The sequence below is a fragment of the Brevibacillus brevis genome, assembly GCF_031583145.1.
In the GTDB taxonomy this organism is placed as follows: Bacteria; Bacillota; Bacilli; order Brevibacillales; family Brevibacillaceae; genus Brevibacillus; species Brevibacillus brevis_E.
In genome coordinates this window covers 2540296-2556573 of sequence record NZ_CP134050.1, presented here as the reverse complement: position 1 = coordinate 2556573, position 16278 = coordinate 2540296, and the positions used below count along the sequence as shown (strand labels likewise).

Sequence of the window (16278 nt, the reverse complement as noted above, 5' to 3'; positions counted from 1 at the left end):
AGCAGGACCCTATGATCGCGCAGCTTGCCTGCGAGCGGCAGCTACGGTGTTTTTCAGCAGCATGGTGATGGTCATCGGGCCGACGCCGCCTGGCACTGGAGTCAAGTAGCCGGCGACCTCTTTGACCTCGTCGAACTTGACGTCCCCGACGAGCTTTCCGGTTTCAATCCGGTTGACGCCCACGTCGATCACTACAGCGCCCGGCTTCACGTGCTCTTTTCCAATCATGTGCGCGCGGCCGGTTGCGACCACGAGAATGTCCGCCTTGGTGGTGTATTCCTCGAGGTTTTGCGTCCGGGAATGGCACATGGTCACTGTCGCGTTTTCTTGCTGCAGCAAAAGCGACACCGGCTTGCCCACGATGTTGCTGCGTCCGATGACCACGGCATGCTTGCCGGCGATCTGCGTTCCTGTCCGTTTGATCAATTCAATGATGCCGTGCGGCGTGCAAGGAAGCATCGTCTCGTTGCCGAGCACCATATTCCCTACGCTGATGGGATGGAAGCCGTCCACGTCCTTTTCAGGGTGGATCGCTTCGATTACCGCGGTTTCCGAAATATGAGACGGCAGAGGAAGTTGAACCAAGATCCCATTAACGTTCGGATTTTCGTTCAATTGCTGGATAATGGCTAGCAGTTCTTCCTCTGTCGTGGATGCGTCCTTCAAGATGACCTCGGAGCGGATGCCTACCTCCTCGCAGCCTTTGGCCTTCCCACGTACGTACGATTGTGAAGCGGGATCATCCCCGACCAGCACTACGGTCAAACCCGGCACAATCCCTTGTTGTTTAAGCTTTGCGACTTCGGCCGCGAGTTCGGCACGAATGCTTTGCGCAACTTCTTTTCCTTGGATAATCATGGCAGTCATGGAGAAAAAGCCTCCTTCATAAGCGTCGATACCCTTAGTGTACCGATTTCGCAACCTCGTGTAAAGGCGAATCATAAAAAGTATTGCATTATTTAATGTTCGCCTTTTGCTTCATCCACCCGAGCATGGCCACTCCGTACGCATTGTCTCCGGAATAAACGGGATCGCAAAAATACAGCTTGGCTCCCACTGCCGGATGCTCCAGTCGCTTGATCAGCCGCTCTCGCACGTACTGGTTGGCTGCGACTCCGCCTACGATCAGGACGTCCTTCGGGTAGCCTTGCTCTACTGCGTAACGCAGCGATTTTTCCAGCGTACCCGCGATGCACTGTTCAGTCGCGCGGGCAATGTCTGCCGGACTGATCTGGCCCGTCTGGATCGTGCGAAGCAAAGAGGCTTCCGGCCCCGAGAAGCTGAAGGAGAGACCTTCCACTGCCGACGGAATGCGAAACTCTCCGGTCGTCCCTTTCGCCAGCTCTTCCAGCTGCGGTCCGGCAGGAAAAGACAACCCCAGAGCGACTCCTATGCGGTCGACGAGCTGGCCGGCGTGAAGATCAATGGTTCCCCCGATTTTTTCTATGGCATAACCGGCGGCATGGCGGTCACAGAGCAGGATCTCGCTTGTACCGCCTGACAGGTGTACCGCGAGAAAGCGGTCCTGACGCGGCCGCTGCTCAGCTGTAAATTCCCCGGCGGCGATATGTCCCTCTTGATGGGTCGTCAAATGAAGGGGAACACGCAGATAGGTCGCCAGCGACTTCGCCAGTCCCTCGCCGACCTTGAAGACCGGCATATAGGACTGATCGACAGGCCGCGGCTTTTCGCTGACACAAATCGCCTCGATCTCATGCTCGTTCCACTTCATCTGCTCGCTCAGTTCCGGCAAGTTCATCACATGCTGAAAGACGGCTTCGGATTGCTGCAGCCCTCGCTTGCCCTCTTTCACTTTCAGAAGGCGTTTTGCTTCTGCTACGATCCTGCCGTCTTCCTGAGCCAAACATAGCGATGTCCGATAGTTGCTCGTATCAATTCCCAACATTACTTTTGTCATCCGTAAGCGTCCCCTGTCTGTCTACGCTTGCGCCGTCTCGCGAGCATGCAGGAAGCTGGACAAAACGCCGTTGATGTAACGGTGGGATTGCTCATCGCTAAACAGCTTGGCAATTTCGATCGCTTCGTTCATAACCACCTTGTCAGGGGTTTGTGCTTCAAACATGATCTCGTAGAAAGCCAGGCGGAGTATCGCGCGGTCTACATTGGCGATCCGTTCGAGCTGCCAGCCGCGCAAAAACTTCTTGATCTCGGCGTCAATCGCCTCTTGGTTTTGCAATACCCCATCGACGAGGTAGCGCAAGTACTGCGAATCCTCCTTCGAATCCTCCATGACCAGCTCTACGGCTTCCTTTACCGGAACCTCCGCCATGTCGATCTGGAAAAGGCATTGGACTGCTTTTTCTCGTGCTGTTCTTCGCTTCATTCGATTCACCCTACCATTTAATTTACAACGTTCCTGTACCTGTATCATCGAAACTTGCCCGGCAATATCCGGTCGAGGATCTCCCGCAAATCTTCTTTATGATCGAGTTTGCGGCCGATGTAATAACCAGTACCGATAAAGACAACAAACACCAGTGTATCCCAAAATCCCACGAGAAGGTAGATCAACCCGAAAATAAATCCGGCGAGTATCCCCATTAGCTTTCCCTTGTGTTCCCACAACAACTCCCATATCATGGCTCTCACCTTCTATTCCACCCGCTTGCGTGCAGCGTAGTTTTCTTGTTGAGCCACCTCTGTCACCACAACCGTCACTTCGGAAATGACGACACCCGCAATCCCTTCGACCTGATCTTTTACATCCTGCTGAAGCTTCTGCGTCAGTTCAGGCAAAGGGGTCTCTCCGTCAACGGACACGCGCAGCGTAATGATGTTGCCGCTCTCCAGGGCTTTGACAAAGGTCTTCATATCGCGCACCCCTTTTACTCTCCTGGCGGCGCGCTCTGCGATCGTCGTGATCGTCTGGATGGTGATGTTGACTTCGCCCAGATCGTTCCGTTGCCGAATACCGCGATCCGTTTTGGGCTTCTGGGAACGAAAGGAACTGAAAAAGAAGCGAAGGCTGACAACGAGGAAGATGATTGCCACGATGAGGTACGCCCAATTGGTTCCCGAGAGCATCTGCTCGACGTAAGGTCGGAACAGGTCGGGAGACAGCAATCCGCTAGTCGCAGCAATCGCGATGCAGGATAGAATGATCAGCGCAAAGCTGTATATCGTCAAAATGAAACGGTCGAACAAGTTCACATGCCTCTCTCCTTCAGCCGTGTTTGAAACACAGGTGGTTTATTGAGATGGAGGTTTCTTATGAGGAAAATGCCCCCTGATACTAGGGGGCATCCATCCGTAACCTGTGTTAGCGTACGCGCTGGTACTCTTCCACCGCAGCAGCAGCAGGTGCAGGCGCTTTTTCTTCGGCCTTGAGCTCTACGTCTACGATATGTACATTGACCTCAACCACCGACAGCCCTGTCATGCTCTCGATGGCGTTGCGCACACTATCTTGAATATTTCGAGCCACATCCGGGATGCGGTGTCCATATTTTACGATAATCGATACATCTACGGCTGCTTCGCGCGACCCTACTTCCACGCGAACTCCCCGAGCAATATTTTTACGGCCTAACCGTTCCGCGATTTCTCCTACGAAACCGCCGCTCATTTGCGCTACGCCCTCGACTTCAGACGCAGCCATGCCGGCGATCACTTCCAACACTTCGGGAGCGATCTGGACCTTTCCAAGTTCTGTTCTCTCTAGATCTGGGGAAAACTCTTCCATGCTTCGCACCTCCCTTTCAATTTGTCATTCATTATACCAAGCGCTCCGTTTTTTTACAAATGACGCCTATTCCTCGTTGAGGTTCAGATCGTACGTCTCAAGGAACTTCGTGTCGAACTGTCCGCTCGCAAACACCTCGTGCTCCAGCACTTTGAGGTGGAACGGGATGGTGGTCGTGATTCCTTCCACGACGAACTCCCCGAGAGCCCGCTTCATCCGTTCGATCGCTTCGTTTCTGTCTTTGCCCCAAACGATCAGCTTGGCGATCATCGAATCGTAGTAAGGAGGGATGCTGTAGCCTGCGTAAGCGGCGCTGTCCACGCGCACACCGAAACCTCCCGGTGCCAGATACTCCGTGATTCGGCCAGGCGAAGGCATGAAGTTTTTCGCCGGATTCTCCGCGTTGATGCGGCACTCGATCGCCCATCCGTCGAGCACGACGTCCTCCTGGGAGAACGACAGAGGCTCTCCGGCTGCAACCGTCAGCTGCTCTTTGATCAGGTCAAAGCCAGTCACCAGCTCGGTAACCGGATGCTCGACCTGGATGCGCGTGTTCATTTCCATAAAGTAAAACTTGCCGTGTTTGTCCAAAAGAAATTCGACGGTTCCCGCCCCGTGGTAAGACACCGCTTTAGCGGCAGCTACAGCCGCTTCGCCCATTTGCTTCCGGAGCTCCTCACTCAGTGCAGGCGATGGCGCCTCTTCGATCAGCTTTTGGTGGCGACGCTGGATGGAGCAGTCGCGCTCGCCCAGGTACACGGCTTTGCCATGCTTGTCGGCCATGATCTGAATTTCCACGTGACGCGGACCTTCCACGAATTTTTCCAGATAGACGCCCGGATTGCCAAAAGCGGTCTTGGCTTCGTTCTGAGCTTGGCGAATCGCCTTTTCCAGATCTTCGTCGTCGACGGCCACGCGCATTCCACGTCCGCCTCCGCCTGCAGTCGCTTTGACCATAACCGGATAGCCGATCTCATTGGCGGTTTTGATCGCGCCTGCCACGTCCTCGATCAGGCCGTCCGTCCCTGGAACGGTCGGCACGCCTGCTTCCTTCATCGTATCCTTGGCAGTCGACTTGTCGCCCATCTTTACGATCGCTTCCGGATCCGGTCCGATGAACGTAATGTTGCAAGCCGCGCAGATCTCGGCAAAATCGGCGTTTTCCGCCAGGAATCCATAACCCGGATGGATGGCGTCAACTCCCACCTTGGTCGCTACGCTCATGATGTTGGCTATGCTCAAATAGCTTTCTTTGGATGCTTTGGGACCAATACAGTAGGCTTCGTCGGCCATTTTCACGTGAAGCGCTTCACGATCCGCTTCGGAGTAGACGGCGACCGTACGAATGCCCAGCTCGCGGCATGCGCGGATGACCCGCACGGCGATTTCTCCGCGATTGGCAATCAATACTTTTTGAAACATTCCGCTCTCCCCCACCTTATTCTGGCTTCACCAAAAACAACGGTTGACCGTATTCCACCAACTGACCGTCCTCGACCAGCACTTTTACGATCTCGCCGTTGACTTCTGCTTCGATCTCGTTGAACAGCTTCATCGCTTCCACGATACATACGACCTTGTTCGGGTTGACTTTGTCTCCTGCTTGTACGTATGGAGGCTTGCCCGGTTCCGGTGCACTGTAGAACGTTCCCACCATCGGGGAGACGATCTTGTGCAAATTGGCTTCCTCTGCTGCAGGGGCTGCCGGAGCGGTGGCCGGGGCTGCCGCTGCAGGAGCCGGCGCTGCTGCCGGCGCTGCGGCCACTGGAGCAACGGCTACAGGCGCAGCAGGAGCCTGTACAACAGGTTGGGATACTACTACGGTTTCGGTGCCGGTAGACTTCCGAAGCGTGACTTTCGCGCCTTCCGTCTCCAGCTTGAATTCATTAATGGAAGATTGATCAATCAGTTTAATAATTTCTCGGATTTCATGAATTTTTAACACGAATGAGCACTCCTTCGTTTCTTTGAGATGTTCCCGGATAGCTGACTATGTATCAAGAGCGAAGCATAAATCCATGGTAGCCTGTTGCCTAGACCACGTCAAGAAAGGATTTCCCCGCCTCCCTGTTCGCAGAAGCGAGAAAATCCTTACCATCTTGCCCGTTTCTCCCATTCCTTATAACGTCAATTTCCTTCCTTCCAGGTCGAAAAAGGATTACGTCGCCTTGTACTGAACCGTCACGTTCGTAGCCGGAACGTTCAGCTGCTGCTTGACTTGCGCGATGATATCCACCGCTTCGTTGGCGCTCAATTTGTCTTTTTGGACGATGACCGTCACTTTGTCATTATTGATGTAGACGACTGCGTCCTGATAGCCGTTTGCCTTGAGCATCTCCTCGATATTCGTCGTGGCGGTTTCCTGGTTGGACAGCTGCTCGTATTTCGTCCGCGCATCAGCAATAGCTTGGGCGGAGGAGTCCGTGTTGCTGATAATCGCCAGCTGCTCGTCTTTTTGCTGTTGCAGCTGTGCTTCCCGCTTCATTTTGTAACCTTGGAAGATCTCGCTCGCGGTCTCGGCTACTGGCGATACCGCATTGCCCACCGTTTGCGTTGGAGCCGGCGTGTCCTGGGAATTGGCTTTCTGCTGCTCGGACGGCTGCCCGGCCGCTGTCTGGCCTTCCTTCTTCCCGCTGACTGGAGCGGCTCCAGACGGCTGGTCCACTTGCCTGGATTCGACGATGACATCGGAAAGCTGGTCTTGCTCCTGCTTTTGAACAGCCTGCTCCTGCCCCGACGTGGGCACCTGGTCTTGGGGACCTTTCACCAGATAGTACCCGGACAGCACCACCATCACTGCCAGCATCGTCAACAACCATACTGTTTGCTTGCGCAGAATCATTTGGCATTACCTCCTACCCTTTTTTGGGCAAAATGGATATCTTGTAGGCGGGAACATCGAGCACCTTTTGCACGGCTTCGGTGATCCACGCCTTGACCTGGATGTTGTCGGCGCCCTTCGCGACTACGAGGACCCCTCTGACTCGCGGCTTCAACGTTTTGACTATGACTGGCGTATCCTGCTTGCCGCCTTGTACAATGACGACCTCTTCATCCTTGGACTGGTCGTTCTGGTTGCGAGTCGCCCTGTCTTTGTCCACCTCCTGATTCGTAGATGTGCGGTTGTTGTTGTTTTTGGCCATGACCAGCTCCGGAGTCGACTCCAGATTGACCATTACCTCGACATCCCCGACACCCACGACGCTCGCCAAAATATCACGAAGCTGCGTCTCATAGAGGTTTTCATATTCGGCGATGATGTCCGGTGCAGGTGAGCCGCCCATCGCGGGGGCTGCGGAATCGCTCGCAGCTCCACTGCCGAACCATCCTCCACCTCCGTTTTCGGCTGGAGGAGCTCCCCCGCTGCCCAACCCGAGCGGCGTGTCTTTTTCGACACGGAGGAAATCTGTCAAGATCATCGCCGCAATCCCAATCCCCAGCACGACGATCAGGTAGTGGATCGGCTTCAGTTTTTTGTTCCCGCTGCTTCCTTCCCACAGCTTCTTCAGCTTTTCCAGCATCTCTCTCACCTCGCTTTCCCGGACGCTTTCTTACTGTTTTTCTTTGGAAGGAGACTCGCCCGTCACGATCACCTGATCTCCCGAGAGTCCCCATTGCTTTGCAATATCGTCAGCGATCTTCGCGTAAGTCGGATTTTCTTGCCGCGAAGCCGCTTCGATGTCTGCTTTCGAATCGCTCCCTCCCGTCCGACCGATCTGTATGGAGACGGGCTCCACCGGCTGGATGGGCTGAATCGGACTGCCGGCCCCCTGCTTTTGCTGCCTGTCCGGTACGGCTTCTCCTACCTGAAGCTCGATTTTGGCGATTGCCGGCTGCTGAGGATTCTGGTTGTTCACCTGAATCTGGACACGCTGCACTTCCAGTCCGTACTCCTCCTTCACCTTTGCCTTCACCGCCGCTTCCACCTGTGTGCGGACGTAGTCGGTCACCTGTTCATTCTGCTCGCCCAGCAGCTTGTCGGTGACGCGCTTCCAGTCCGCGTCGGGCTGCTTGTCAAGCTCCTGCTGATAACGATCAAGCCGCAGCGCCAGATCATCCTGAGAGAGGCTAAACAGGGAGAATACCGGCGAGATGATCGTGAGCAAAAGGATGAGCCCCATCACCATTTTGACGTAGCGCTGCAGGGTCGTGTTCGGCAGGATCAGGTCGAGAAAGGCGGCCAGCAGCACGAGCAGGATGATTTTTTTCAGCCATAGCGTAAGCCAGGTCATATCGTTCACCTACCGAACCATCATGGAGATGTTGCCCGCCGCGATGATGATCGTAATCGCCAGAAAGAACATCAGCCCCACAGTTGCCAGCGCGGCGAACACGAACAGGAGGCTTTTGCCGATGGTACCCAGTGCGCTGATGATCGGGCTGTTGCCCAGTGGCTGGAGTACGGCGGATGACAGGTTGTAGATCAGTGCCAGCACCAGTATCTTCAAGGCCGGGAAGGCGCACAGGATGATCAGAATCAGCACCCCAGCCAGTCCCACAGCATTTTTGACAAGAAGCGACGCATTCAGGACCGTATCGGCGGCATCGGAGAATACGCGACCGACGATCGGTATGAAGTTGCCCGTGATGTACTTGGCGGTCCGCAGGGTCACCCCGTCTGTCACTGCCGATGTCGCTCCCTGAATGGAGATCACGGCCAGAAAAATCGTCAGGAACGAACCAAGAACCCCCATCGCGATGTTTCGCAAAAGCGTCGCCAGCTGCGTAACCTTGTACCTTTCAGAAAACAGGCTGACGATCGACAGCATCGCCGACAGGAAGAGCAGCGGGAACACGACGTAGGAAATCATCATCCCGCTGATATTGATCATGAAGATGATCAGCGGATGAAACATAGTCGCCGTCGCCAGATTGCCCATGGAAGCCAGGAGCGCGATGACGAGCGGAATCATCGCCAGCATGAAATCGGACATGTCCGCGATCGCGTCCTTGGCGTAGGTGATGGCGACGTGAAAGCTGTTGATCGCGAGAACCATCAGCACCAGGTAGGCGATCGAGTAGGCGACGGTCGACACGGCGTTGCGCTCGAAGGCGTTCTGCATCGTTTCCAAAATCATGGCGAACACGGTGATGATGATGATGGAGCTGAGCAGCTTGCCGTTCATCAAAATTTCGTGGAAGACGAACTTGCCCATCCCTTTGAGTACACTGGCAACGCTGAAGTCGTCCTGCTGCATCAGAAGCTGCACAAAACCCGGCGACTTGAGATCCGGCAGATAGCCTTTGTACTCCCGCTGCAGCTGCTGCCAGTACTGCTCGACACGGTCCAGCTGCAGATGATCGACCTGCTGCTGGACCATTTGATTGATCGGTCCGGAAGCGGGTGGCCCGGCGGCGGATACGGCTCCCATCGGCAGGAGCAGAAGCAAGAGAAACAGAACCCAGAATTTGCCTGTACGTCCCACGGACACCCTGCCTCCCCTCATGCAGGCAACAAGTTGATCACTGTTTCGATGATGATCTGGATGATCGGCACCGCCATGACCAGAATGAGGACTTTGCCCGCCAGCTCGATTTTGGAAGCGATGGCACCTTGTCCTGCATCTCTGGTCATTTGGGCGCCGAATTCGGCAATGTACGCAATTCCGATAATTTTGAGTATTGTCTCCAGAAACACGAGGTTCAGGTCAGCCTGGACAGCCAGCCGTTCAAGAATGCGGATCACTTCGGCAATTTTGCCGACCAGAAAGTAAAAGATGATGACCCCGCTTGCGATTGCCAGCAAAAAGGCAAACATCGGCTTTTGTTCTTTGATGACCAGCGCGAGGATCGTCGCCACCAGCCCGAGTCCGACGATTTGTACGATTTCCATTTGGCCTTCCCCCCTCAATTGAACAGGAAGACTCGTTTCACCTCGGAAAACAGGTCGCCGATGTAGTGGGACACCATGTACAGCACGATAATGAACCCGACCAGCGTAGCCCAGTGTGCGATGTCTTCCTTGCCGGCCTGCTTGAGGATCGCATGCAGGATGGCTGTGATAAATCCTACCGCCCCGATCTGGAAAACAGGTGTCAAATCAAAATCCATTGTGAACACCTCGCCTTTAGAACATCAGGATGACGACCAGGAGTCCTCCCAGAAAGCCCAGACTCTTGTACATTTTTTCGTATTTCGCCTGCTCCGCGCGCGCTTCTTCTTCCAATCCCCGCAGGTGTGTGACGGCCAAGCGCAAATGCTTTTGCTGGTCTTCCCGGTCGGAGGAACCGAGGACTTGCCCCAGGCTCGTCAGCACATCGCCCTCCTGTTTGCGAAGCGCCGTTTGCGGCCAGTGGCGGCTCATGGCCTGCCGAAGAGAATCTTCCGCCGATTGAGCCTTTTCCGTCACCAGCAATTCCGCAGCCAGGATGAACACTTTCCCGACGTCTTCCGTCACTCTGTGGCCGACTTTGACGAAAGCCCGATGCAACGGAGTGAGTCCGTACACGATTTCCGTCTCCAGCATTTGCAGAGCGACGAGCAAGGCCCTCAGTTGAATGGGGCGATATGCGTAATACCGGCCGATCTGCCAGCCCACCATGGAGGCGGAAAAGAGGATGAGCACCGCGCCAATCAGCTTGACCATGCGACCCTCTCCTTTTCCATCGGGTTCATCTGTTGGTCGTATACCGCCTCGATCGTCCCTACGCCATTTGCCCGGCTGAGCACGATGTACCGCGAAAACGCGCCATGCTGGATCAGCTTGCCGAGCATCGGGCGCTGCGCCACTTCCCTCACATCAGCCCCGTGCGCCGAACAAATGACGGCAACTCCGGCATGGATAGCCTCCCAGACCGCATCTCCGTCTTCCTGACGCCCTACCTCGTCCACGATCAGCACATCAGGAGACATGGAGCGAATGAGCATCATCATTCCGGCGGCCTTGGGACAAGCATCCAGCACGTCTGTACGCGGACCGACGTCGCGCTGCGGAACGCCCTGGAGGCATCCGGCCAGCTCCGAACGCTCGTCCACAATCCCTACCTTGCGGCTGGAGGACCATTCGCTCCCGTAGCTGATCGTTCGCGCCATGTCCCGGAGAAGGGTCGTTTTTCCGCATTGCGGCGGCGATATGATCAGCGTGTTGTGCAGCTTTTCGCCTTCGAATAGAAATGGCATCACTTTGAGTGCGGCCCCTTTTTTCTCGCGGGCGATACGGATATTGAAGCTGGTCACATCCCGGATCCCCCGCACTTCTCCCCGGTCCAAAACAACCTTGCCTGCGATGCCAATCCGGTGCCCGCCGACTACCGTGATATACCCTCGCTTGAGCTCTTCCTCCAGCGTATACAGGGAGTGCTGGCTGACCAGACTTAGGAGCTTCACTGCATGCTCCTCGGTAAACAGCCAGCCTTGCCTGGCGATGGAAGTAAGCTGGCCGCTCGGCGTCACGTAACTGGATTTTTGGCCGTAACGTATCTCCAGCGGCTGATTTTGCCGTAGCCGTATTTCCTCCAAATGCTCTCGGACCGCGGAGGGAAGGGCGGTCAGAATGCTTCGTACGGAAGCCGGCAAGATCGCCATGATCTCTCTCACAGCTGGTACCCTCCTCTTCTAGGGCCGGATCTTCATCCAGCCTTTGTCCACATTGACTTACCTCCATCCTATGCAGCGCTGGACGAGATTTATGCTAAGAAAACCAAGAGACGACATCCGATCAGCGGCAGCCTGTGTACTCGTCTCACCACTCTTCGGCCAAGAAAAAGCCCGCTCCCCAGTTCTCTGTCCTGGGAGCGGGCTTGTACGCGATTGAATGATCAGGTTGGGTTGATGGGTTGGATATCTTCCTGACCCGGGGGATGATACGGCTCCACGACGAAATGATAGTAGCCGTCCGCATCCGTGCCTTCCTGCAAAAACAGCATTTCGTGACACGACGGGCACGCGAATTCATAGCTTGACTCCAGATGGTCGTCATCCAAGGATTCGTAGACGCGGGCATCCTCGTCGTCATCCAGATCGTAGTAAGTGACGTACTCGTCCGCTTCGTCGTCAGCGCAATCCTCGACGGTCTCGTACAGCTCATCTTCGCTTTCGAACAGAAACAGTTCCACATCCTCCAGATCCTCGTCGATCGCCTCGACGTAATCCTCGGTCTCTTCGATGCGGGCATGCAGCTCACGAAACTGGGCCTGTATTTCATCGAGCACCCCAACAATCTCTGCCAGCAATTTTCCCTCAGGGCTCTTCTCCCCTACATCCAGCCCATCAGCCAGGCCGCGCAAGTAGGAAATTCGCCCTGTCAGCGTCTCCAGCAAATCAATCCCCTCCTTTAATGTCCGATTCCTTTCTATAACCTTCCCAAAAGCGGGCGATGGTAACAGTGGAAGGAATCTCCAGAGAATCATTTGCGGACGCCGATCAAAATGCAGGTGATCCCGACCAAAATCCAGGCGATTTTGGCAAAGCTGACACGGTCCGAGATGCCTAGCAGGCCGATAGTCGTGGTGGAGATCAAGATGATGGGCCCTACAATTGCCAGACCGGAATTGATCAAGAGGGCCTTTTCCACTTCGTTTACTTTCAAAATCAACAGGGCAGCCAGTATTTCCACACTGCCTGATAGCATTCTCAGCACAGCCATTCCCAAAATTGCTTTTTCCCACATACGCCTCGTCCCCCCTCTTTGCCACTCTATGCCTGTACCCCACCGTTTCAGCACTTCTTTGGACAGCCGCCCTCCGCCCATCTGCGGGCGATGCCCTTCACTCATGCACGGGTCTGGGCATACACTGCACCATACGCCCAGAAGAAATGAGGAAACAGCCTATGCTAGATTGCGACCATCCCTCCTTGCCCGCGGGTTGGGTCAACCCGTCCGGGCAACTCAGAGAAAAGCCGCGAACCAAGGGACTCACCATGGTCATCGACAAAGGCGTCGGACTTGGCGCCTATCGCGATTTGCTGGAATTGGCGGCTTCTTATTTCGACATATACAAATTAGGTTTTGGCACGGCAGCGCTCTATTCAAACGAACTCCTGAGGCATAAACTGACACTCGCCGTCCAGCACGGGCTGCACATCATGCCCGGCGGAACGTTTTTTGAAATTGCCCTGCGCCAATCCTCGGCCACGGCCTACATGAACTCGATCAAAGCAGCCGGGTTCAACGCCGTGGAAATATCCGACGGCACTTTTCCGCTGAGCCGCAAAGAGCGGCGGGAAGCGATTGCCGCTGGTGTCGATGCGGGCTTGATCGTCTATACCGAGGTGGGAAAGAAAGCGGCGGATTACCGTACAGAACTCGATGAGCTGCTGGAGACGCTGCAGGCGGATCTGGCGGCAGGAGCCAGCCATGTCATCGTCGAGGCACGCGAAAGCGGCACGGTTGGGATTTTTGACAAGAATGGCTGTGCGGACTGCGGATTCGTCCGGGAGATCGCCAGCGCGGCAGGCGAACAGGCGAGCAGGCTCATTTGGGAAGCGCCGCAAAAGGAACAGCAAGTCAGCCTGATCTGCACCCTCGGCAGCGACGTAAACCTGGGAAACATCAGCTACACGGACGTCCTGTCCGTCGAGACGCTGCGCCGGGGCTTGCGGGGCGATACGGCCGCGATCATGGACGCGGGGAGGTTGTCGGGGTGCGAATAGAGGTAGTGCCGACTGTGGAGGAAATCCGGTTTGATCAAATCAGCAACCATGTCGTGATTGTCATCGATGTCCTACGGGCTTCCAGCACGATCGTGACAGCTCTCGGCAGCGGATTTTTGTCCGTCGTTCCCGTCGAGACGATTGGTCAAGCGAATTCTCTGCGGGCCGCCGACTGCATACTGGCTGGCGAAAGGCATTGTCGCAAAATACCCGACTTTGATTGCAACAATTCACCCACGGAGATCGCCGCACGCAGCAAGACAGGCAAGCAGCTCATTTTGACCACGACCAACGGGACCCGGGCGATTCAGAAGGCCGAGCGCGCCCACTCCCTGTTGATCGGCTGCTTTCTCAATGCGACGGCCTGCATTACCCACGCCTTGACCTACAATTTGGACATCACGCTGTACTGTGCAGGCACGAGGTCGGAATTCGCCCTGGAGGACGGCCTCGCCGCCGGGCTGATGATCGCGTCGGCGCAGCAAAAATCCCCTCATTTTCACGCCTGTGACTTGGGGGAAGCCTTGAAAGCGAGCTATCTTTACTTCGCGGGCCGAGTAGGCGAGCTGATGCCACATACGACGACGGGAAAACGTCTCATGCAGTACCACTTCGAGGACGATGTCCGCTACTGTGCCCAGATCGATCGGTATCGCATCGTTCCGTACGTCAAGGAGAAACGCATACTCCCACACCTTGTCTCATAAAGTGAGAAGAGAACAGGGACAGGAGTTTTGAAGATGCCAATGATGTCTGGAGAAGTGATGCTCGTTATCCTGATCGTCATAGGGTTAATCGGCCGTTCACCGATCATCGCCACTGCCGCAAGCATCCTGCTGGTGCTCAAGCTGACGGCGCTGGAGCGGTTTTTCCCCACGGTGGAGAGACGAGGACTTGAGCTGGGACTGCTGTTTTTGACCATCTCCGTCCTCGTCCCGTTCGCCAGCGAGAAGATTTCGTGGAAAGACGTGACTCCTCTCTTTACGACCGTTGTCGGCTTGACTGCGCTGGCCGGCGGCGCCCTCGCCACGTGGATGAACGGCAAAGGCCTTGATTTGCTGCGAACCGAACCGCACATGATCGTGGGCTTGGTGCTCGGATCGATCATCGGCATCGTCTTCTTGCGCGGCATTCCGGTCGGGCCGCTCATGGCGGCCGGAATCACGGCATTCGTACTCAAACTGTGGGAGTGGCTGGGCGGCCGCTGACGACCACATGCAAAAAGGCAGCACCCTGTTTATCGGGCACTGCCTTTTTTATACGGTCAAAGCGGACAACAATTGCGGTTACGCGCGGGAAACGTATGCTTCCGTACGAGTATCGATGATCAAACGCTCGCCTTCTTCTACGAAGAGCGGTACGTTTACCACAAAGCCGGTTTCCAACGTTGCTTTTTTGGTTACGTTGGAAGCGGTGTCGCCTTTCACACCTGGCTCGCACTCGGTTACCACGAGTTCAACTGTGTTTGGCAGCTGAATCCCGATGGTTTCTCCGTTGTACTGCATGATTTGCACATTCATGTTTTCCTTGAGGAAACGCAGTTCCCGCTCGATTTGGCTGCGGGTGAACGTCATTTGCTCATACGTTTCGGTATTCATGAAGGTGTAATCATCGCCGCTAGCGTACAGGTATTGCATGGTGCTGGTCTCGATCCGCGCAGGGTTTACTTTCTCACCGCCGCGGAAGGTCATTTCAGTGGTATTTCCGTTGCGCAGGTTGCGCAGTTTGGAGCGAACGAACGCCGCACCTTTTCCTGGTTTCACGTGTTGAAACTCAAGTACCGTGTAAATGTTGCCGTCCACTTCGATCGTCAAACCTGTCCGAAAATCGTTCACAGAGATCATGATAGTCCTCCCAAATCAATCGATAACAGAAATAGTATAAATTACACCGGCAAAATGATCAACTCTTTCGTGGACTTGTTCAGGACCTCGTGGCCGTCTGCTGTGATCAGCACGTCGTCTTCGATCCGAACGCCACCCAAACCGCTGACGTAGATGCCAGGCTCCATCGTGACTAGCATTCCCGGCTCTAGCACAAAAGTGCTCACAGTGGACAGCCCAGGGATCTCGTGAACTTCCAGACCAAGGCCGTGTCCCGCGCTATGGCCATAGCAGTCCCCGTAGCCGGCAGCAGCGATGAGATCGCGCGTAGCCGCATCGGCAGCCTTCGCCGTGACTCCTGGTTTCAGTGCCTCAACCCCGGCGTAGTGCGCCCGCAGGACGATGTCGTAGATTTCCTTCATTTTCGGGCTCGGTTCCCCGACAGCCAAAGTTCGTGTAATATCCGAGTTGTACCCTTTGTATGCCGCTCCGAAATCCAGCGTCACCATTTCGCCTGCCTGTATCACTTTTTCGCTTGCGCGGCCATGCGGCAACGCTCCGCGCGGGCCGGAAGCGACGATCATATCAAAGGCCGAGCCGGTCGCTCCTTGCTTGCGCATGAAGAACTCCAGCTCCAGTGCCACGTCTTCTTCACGCACGCCCGGCTTGATATATCCTTGAATATGCGCAAAACCCGCTTCTGCAATTCGCACCGCTTCGCGAATGATGGCCATCTCAGACTCGTCTTTGATCATACGGATCTTTTCCAGCAGGCCGCTGGTCGCGATCAGTTCAACACCATCGAAGGCTCTGCTCCATTCTTGATACGTCTGGAAAGAGACGGAGCTTTCGAATGCCAGCCTTTTGACCCCTTTTTCTCCGAGCAGCTTTGCGATCGCCTCGACGGCTTTGCGCTCATTGTTCACCACGGTAAAATCGGGAGCCTGCTCTGTCGCTTGTTCGACATAGCGGAAATCGGTGACGAGGAACGCCTCTTTTTCGGTGACGACCACCCAGCCGGTGGAGCCTGTAAATCCGCTGAGGTAAAACCGGTTCTCTGCTTTCTCCGTAATCAGTGCATCCGCACCCAGGCTTGCCAAAGCTTCGCGCAATTTGTCCAAACGCTGTTTCATGACTGCAACCTCCCTATTTTCCCCTTGA

23 protein-coding genes are annotated in these 16278 nt (G+C 55.3%); 3 read left to right on the top strand and 20 right to left on the bottom strand.

The genetic code is table 11. The features are described from left to right. Positions 1-9: 9 nt before the first annotated feature. From folD to RGB73_RS12675, 18 genes are all read right to left on the bottom strand, one after another. Positions 10-867, bottom strand: a complete 858-nt coding sequence (folD, locus tag RGB73_RS12760; RefSeq protein ID WP_310772540.1) for a bifunctional methylenetetrahydrofolate dehydrogenase/methenyltetrahydrofolate cyclohydrolase FolD — start codon at positions 865-867, stop codon at positions 10-12. 88 nt (positions 868-955) lie between these two features. Beyond that, positions 956-1918: a tRNA (adenosine(37)-N6)-threonylcarbamoyltransferase complex transferase subunit TsaD gene (locus RGB73_RS12755; protein WP_310772538.1), complete on the bottom strand. Its 963-nt coding sequence runs from the start codon at positions 1916-1918 to the stop codon at positions 956-958. Positions 1919-1939: 21 nt separating this feature from the next. Continuing rightward, the gene (gene nusB, locus RGB73_RS12750; RefSeq protein WP_310772536.1) at positions 1940-2344 is read right to left on the bottom strand and encodes a transcription antitermination factor NusB; all 405 of its coding nucleotides are present in this window, start codon (positions 2342-2344) and stop codon (positions 1940-1942) included. 44 nt (positions 2345-2388) lie between these two features. Continuing rightward, positions 2389-2601: a DUF2273 domain-containing protein gene (locus RGB73_RS12745; RefSeq protein WP_310772534.1), complete on the bottom strand. Its 213-nt coding sequence runs from the start codon at positions 2599-2601 to the stop codon at positions 2389-2391. 12 nt (positions 2602-2613) lie between these two features. Continuing rightward, entirely contained in the window at positions 2614-3171 is a 558-nt protein-coding gene (gene amaP, locus RGB73_RS12740) for an alkaline shock response membrane anchor protein AmaP (protein WP_310772532.1), read from the bottom strand. 109 nt (positions 3172-3280) lie between these two features. After that, positions 3281-3703, bottom strand: a complete 423-nt coding sequence (locus RGB73_RS12735) for an Asp23/Gls24 family envelope stress response protein (RefSeq protein ID WP_310772530.1) — start codon at positions 3701-3703, stop codon at positions 3281-3283. 66 nt (positions 3704-3769) lie between these two features. Then, entirely contained in the window at positions 3770-5125 is a 1356-nt protein-coding gene (gene accC, locus RGB73_RS12730) for an acetyl-CoA carboxylase biotin carboxylase subunit (protein WP_310772528.1), read from the bottom strand. Between the two features lie 16 nt (positions 5126-5141). Then, positions 5142-5648, bottom strand: a complete 507-nt coding sequence (accB, locus tag RGB73_RS12725; protein ID WP_310772526.1) for an acetyl-CoA carboxylase biotin carboxyl carrier protein — start codon at positions 5646-5648, stop codon at positions 5142-5144. Between the two features lie 213 nt (positions 5649-5861). Beyond that, positions 5862-6545 carry a SpoIIIAH-like family protein gene (locus tag RGB73_RS12720; protein ID WP_310772525.1) on the bottom strand — a complete coding sequence of 228 codons (684 nt, stop codon included), beginning with the start codon at positions 6543-6545 and terminating at the stop codon, positions 5862-5864. A gap of 13 nt (positions 6546-6558) precedes the next feature. Next, on the bottom strand, positions 6559-7224 hold the full coding sequence (gene spoIIIAG, locus RGB73_RS12715) for a stage III sporulation protein AG (RefSeq protein WP_310772523.1): 666 nt from the start codon (positions 7222-7224) through the stop codon (positions 6559-6561). Between the two features lie 30 nt (positions 7225-7254). Further along, entirely contained in the window at positions 7255-7935 is a 681-nt protein-coding gene (gene spoIIIAF / locus RGB73_RS12710) for a stage III sporulation protein AF (RefSeq protein ID WP_310772521.1), read from the bottom strand. A gap of 9 nt (positions 7936-7944) precedes the next feature. Then, entirely contained in the window at positions 7945-9150 is a 1206-nt protein-coding gene (spoIIIAE, locus tag RGB73_RS12705; RefSeq protein ID WP_310772519.1) for a stage III sporulation protein AE, read from the bottom strand. Next, a complete protein-coding gene (spoIIIAD, locus tag RGB73_RS12700) occupies positions 9147-9536 on the bottom strand; it encodes a stage III sporulation protein AD (RefSeq protein WP_310772517.1) in 390 nt (129 codons plus the stop codon). Before spoIIIAD ends, spoIIIAE begins: the two co-directional genes overlap by 4 nt. Positions 9537-9550: 14 nt before the next feature. Beyond that, positions 9551-9754, bottom strand: a complete 204-nt coding sequence (gene spoIIIAC, locus RGB73_RS12695) for a stage III sporulation protein AC (RefSeq protein WP_310772515.1) — start codon at positions 9752-9754, stop codon at positions 9551-9553. A gap of 16 nt (positions 9755-9770) precedes the next feature. Then, entirely contained in the window at positions 9771-10289 is a 519-nt protein-coding gene (gene spoIIIAB / locus RGB73_RS12690) for a stage III sporulation protein SpoIIIAB (protein ID WP_310772513.1), read from the bottom strand. Further along, complete coding sequence (gene spoIIIAA / locus RGB73_RS12685) at positions 10277-11239, bottom strand: stage III sporulation protein AA (RefSeq protein WP_310772511.1); 963 nt, start codon at positions 11237-11239, stop codon at positions 10277-10279. The genes spoIIIAB and spoIIIAA overlap by 13 nt, the downstream gene beginning before the upstream one ends. A gap of 221 nt (positions 11240-11460) precedes the next feature. Then, on the bottom strand, positions 11461-11961 hold the full coding sequence (locus RGB73_RS12680; protein ID WP_310772509.1) for a CD1247 N-terminal domain-containing protein: 501 nt from the start codon (positions 11959-11961) through the stop codon (positions 11461-11463). 86 nt (positions 11962-12047) lie between these two features. Then, a complete protein-coding gene (locus tag RGB73_RS12675; protein ID WP_310772507.1) occupies positions 12048-12311 on the bottom strand; it encodes a YqhV family protein in 264 nt (87 codons plus the stop codon). A 161-nt stretch (positions 12312-12472) separates the two neighbouring features. On the opposite strand from RGB73_RS12675, the gene comA reads away from it, so the two are divergent. The 3 genes from comA to RGB73_RS12660 are packed head-to-tail and all read left to right on the top strand — an operon-like array spanning position 12473 to position 14502. Then, a complete protein-coding gene (gene comA / locus RGB73_RS12670) occupies positions 12473-13294 on the top strand; it encodes a phosphosulfolactate synthase (RefSeq protein WP_310772505.1) in 822 nt (273 codons plus the stop codon). Next, positions 13285-14001, top strand: a complete 717-nt coding sequence (locus RGB73_RS12665) for a 2-phosphosulfolactate phosphatase (protein WP_310772503.1) — start codon at positions 13285-13287, stop codon at positions 13999-14001. Before comA ends, RGB73_RS12665 begins: the two co-directional genes overlap by 10 nt. A 39-nt stretch (positions 14002-14040) precedes the next feature. Next, complete coding sequence (locus RGB73_RS12660; protein ID WP_310774269.1) at positions 14041-14502, top strand: DUF441 domain-containing protein; 462 nt, start codon at positions 14041-14043, stop codon at positions 14500-14502. 78 nt (positions 14503-14580) lie between these two features. Here the strand turns inward: RGB73_RS12660 and efp are convergent, their stop codons facing one another. Both efp and RGB73_RS12650 read right to left on the bottom strand, forming a co-directional pair. Next, positions 14581-15138 (bottom strand): elongation factor P, encoded by a 558-nt coding sequence (gene efp, locus RGB73_RS12655; protein WP_310772501.1) that lies wholly within the window; start codon positions 15136-15138, stop codon positions 14581-14583. Between the two features lie 41 nt (positions 15139-15179). Beyond that, positions 15180-16250, bottom strand: a complete 1071-nt coding sequence (locus tag RGB73_RS12650) for a M24 family metallopeptidase (protein WP_310772499.1) — start codon at positions 16248-16250, stop codon at positions 15180-15182. Between the last annotated feature and the right edge of the window lie 28 nt (positions 16251-16278).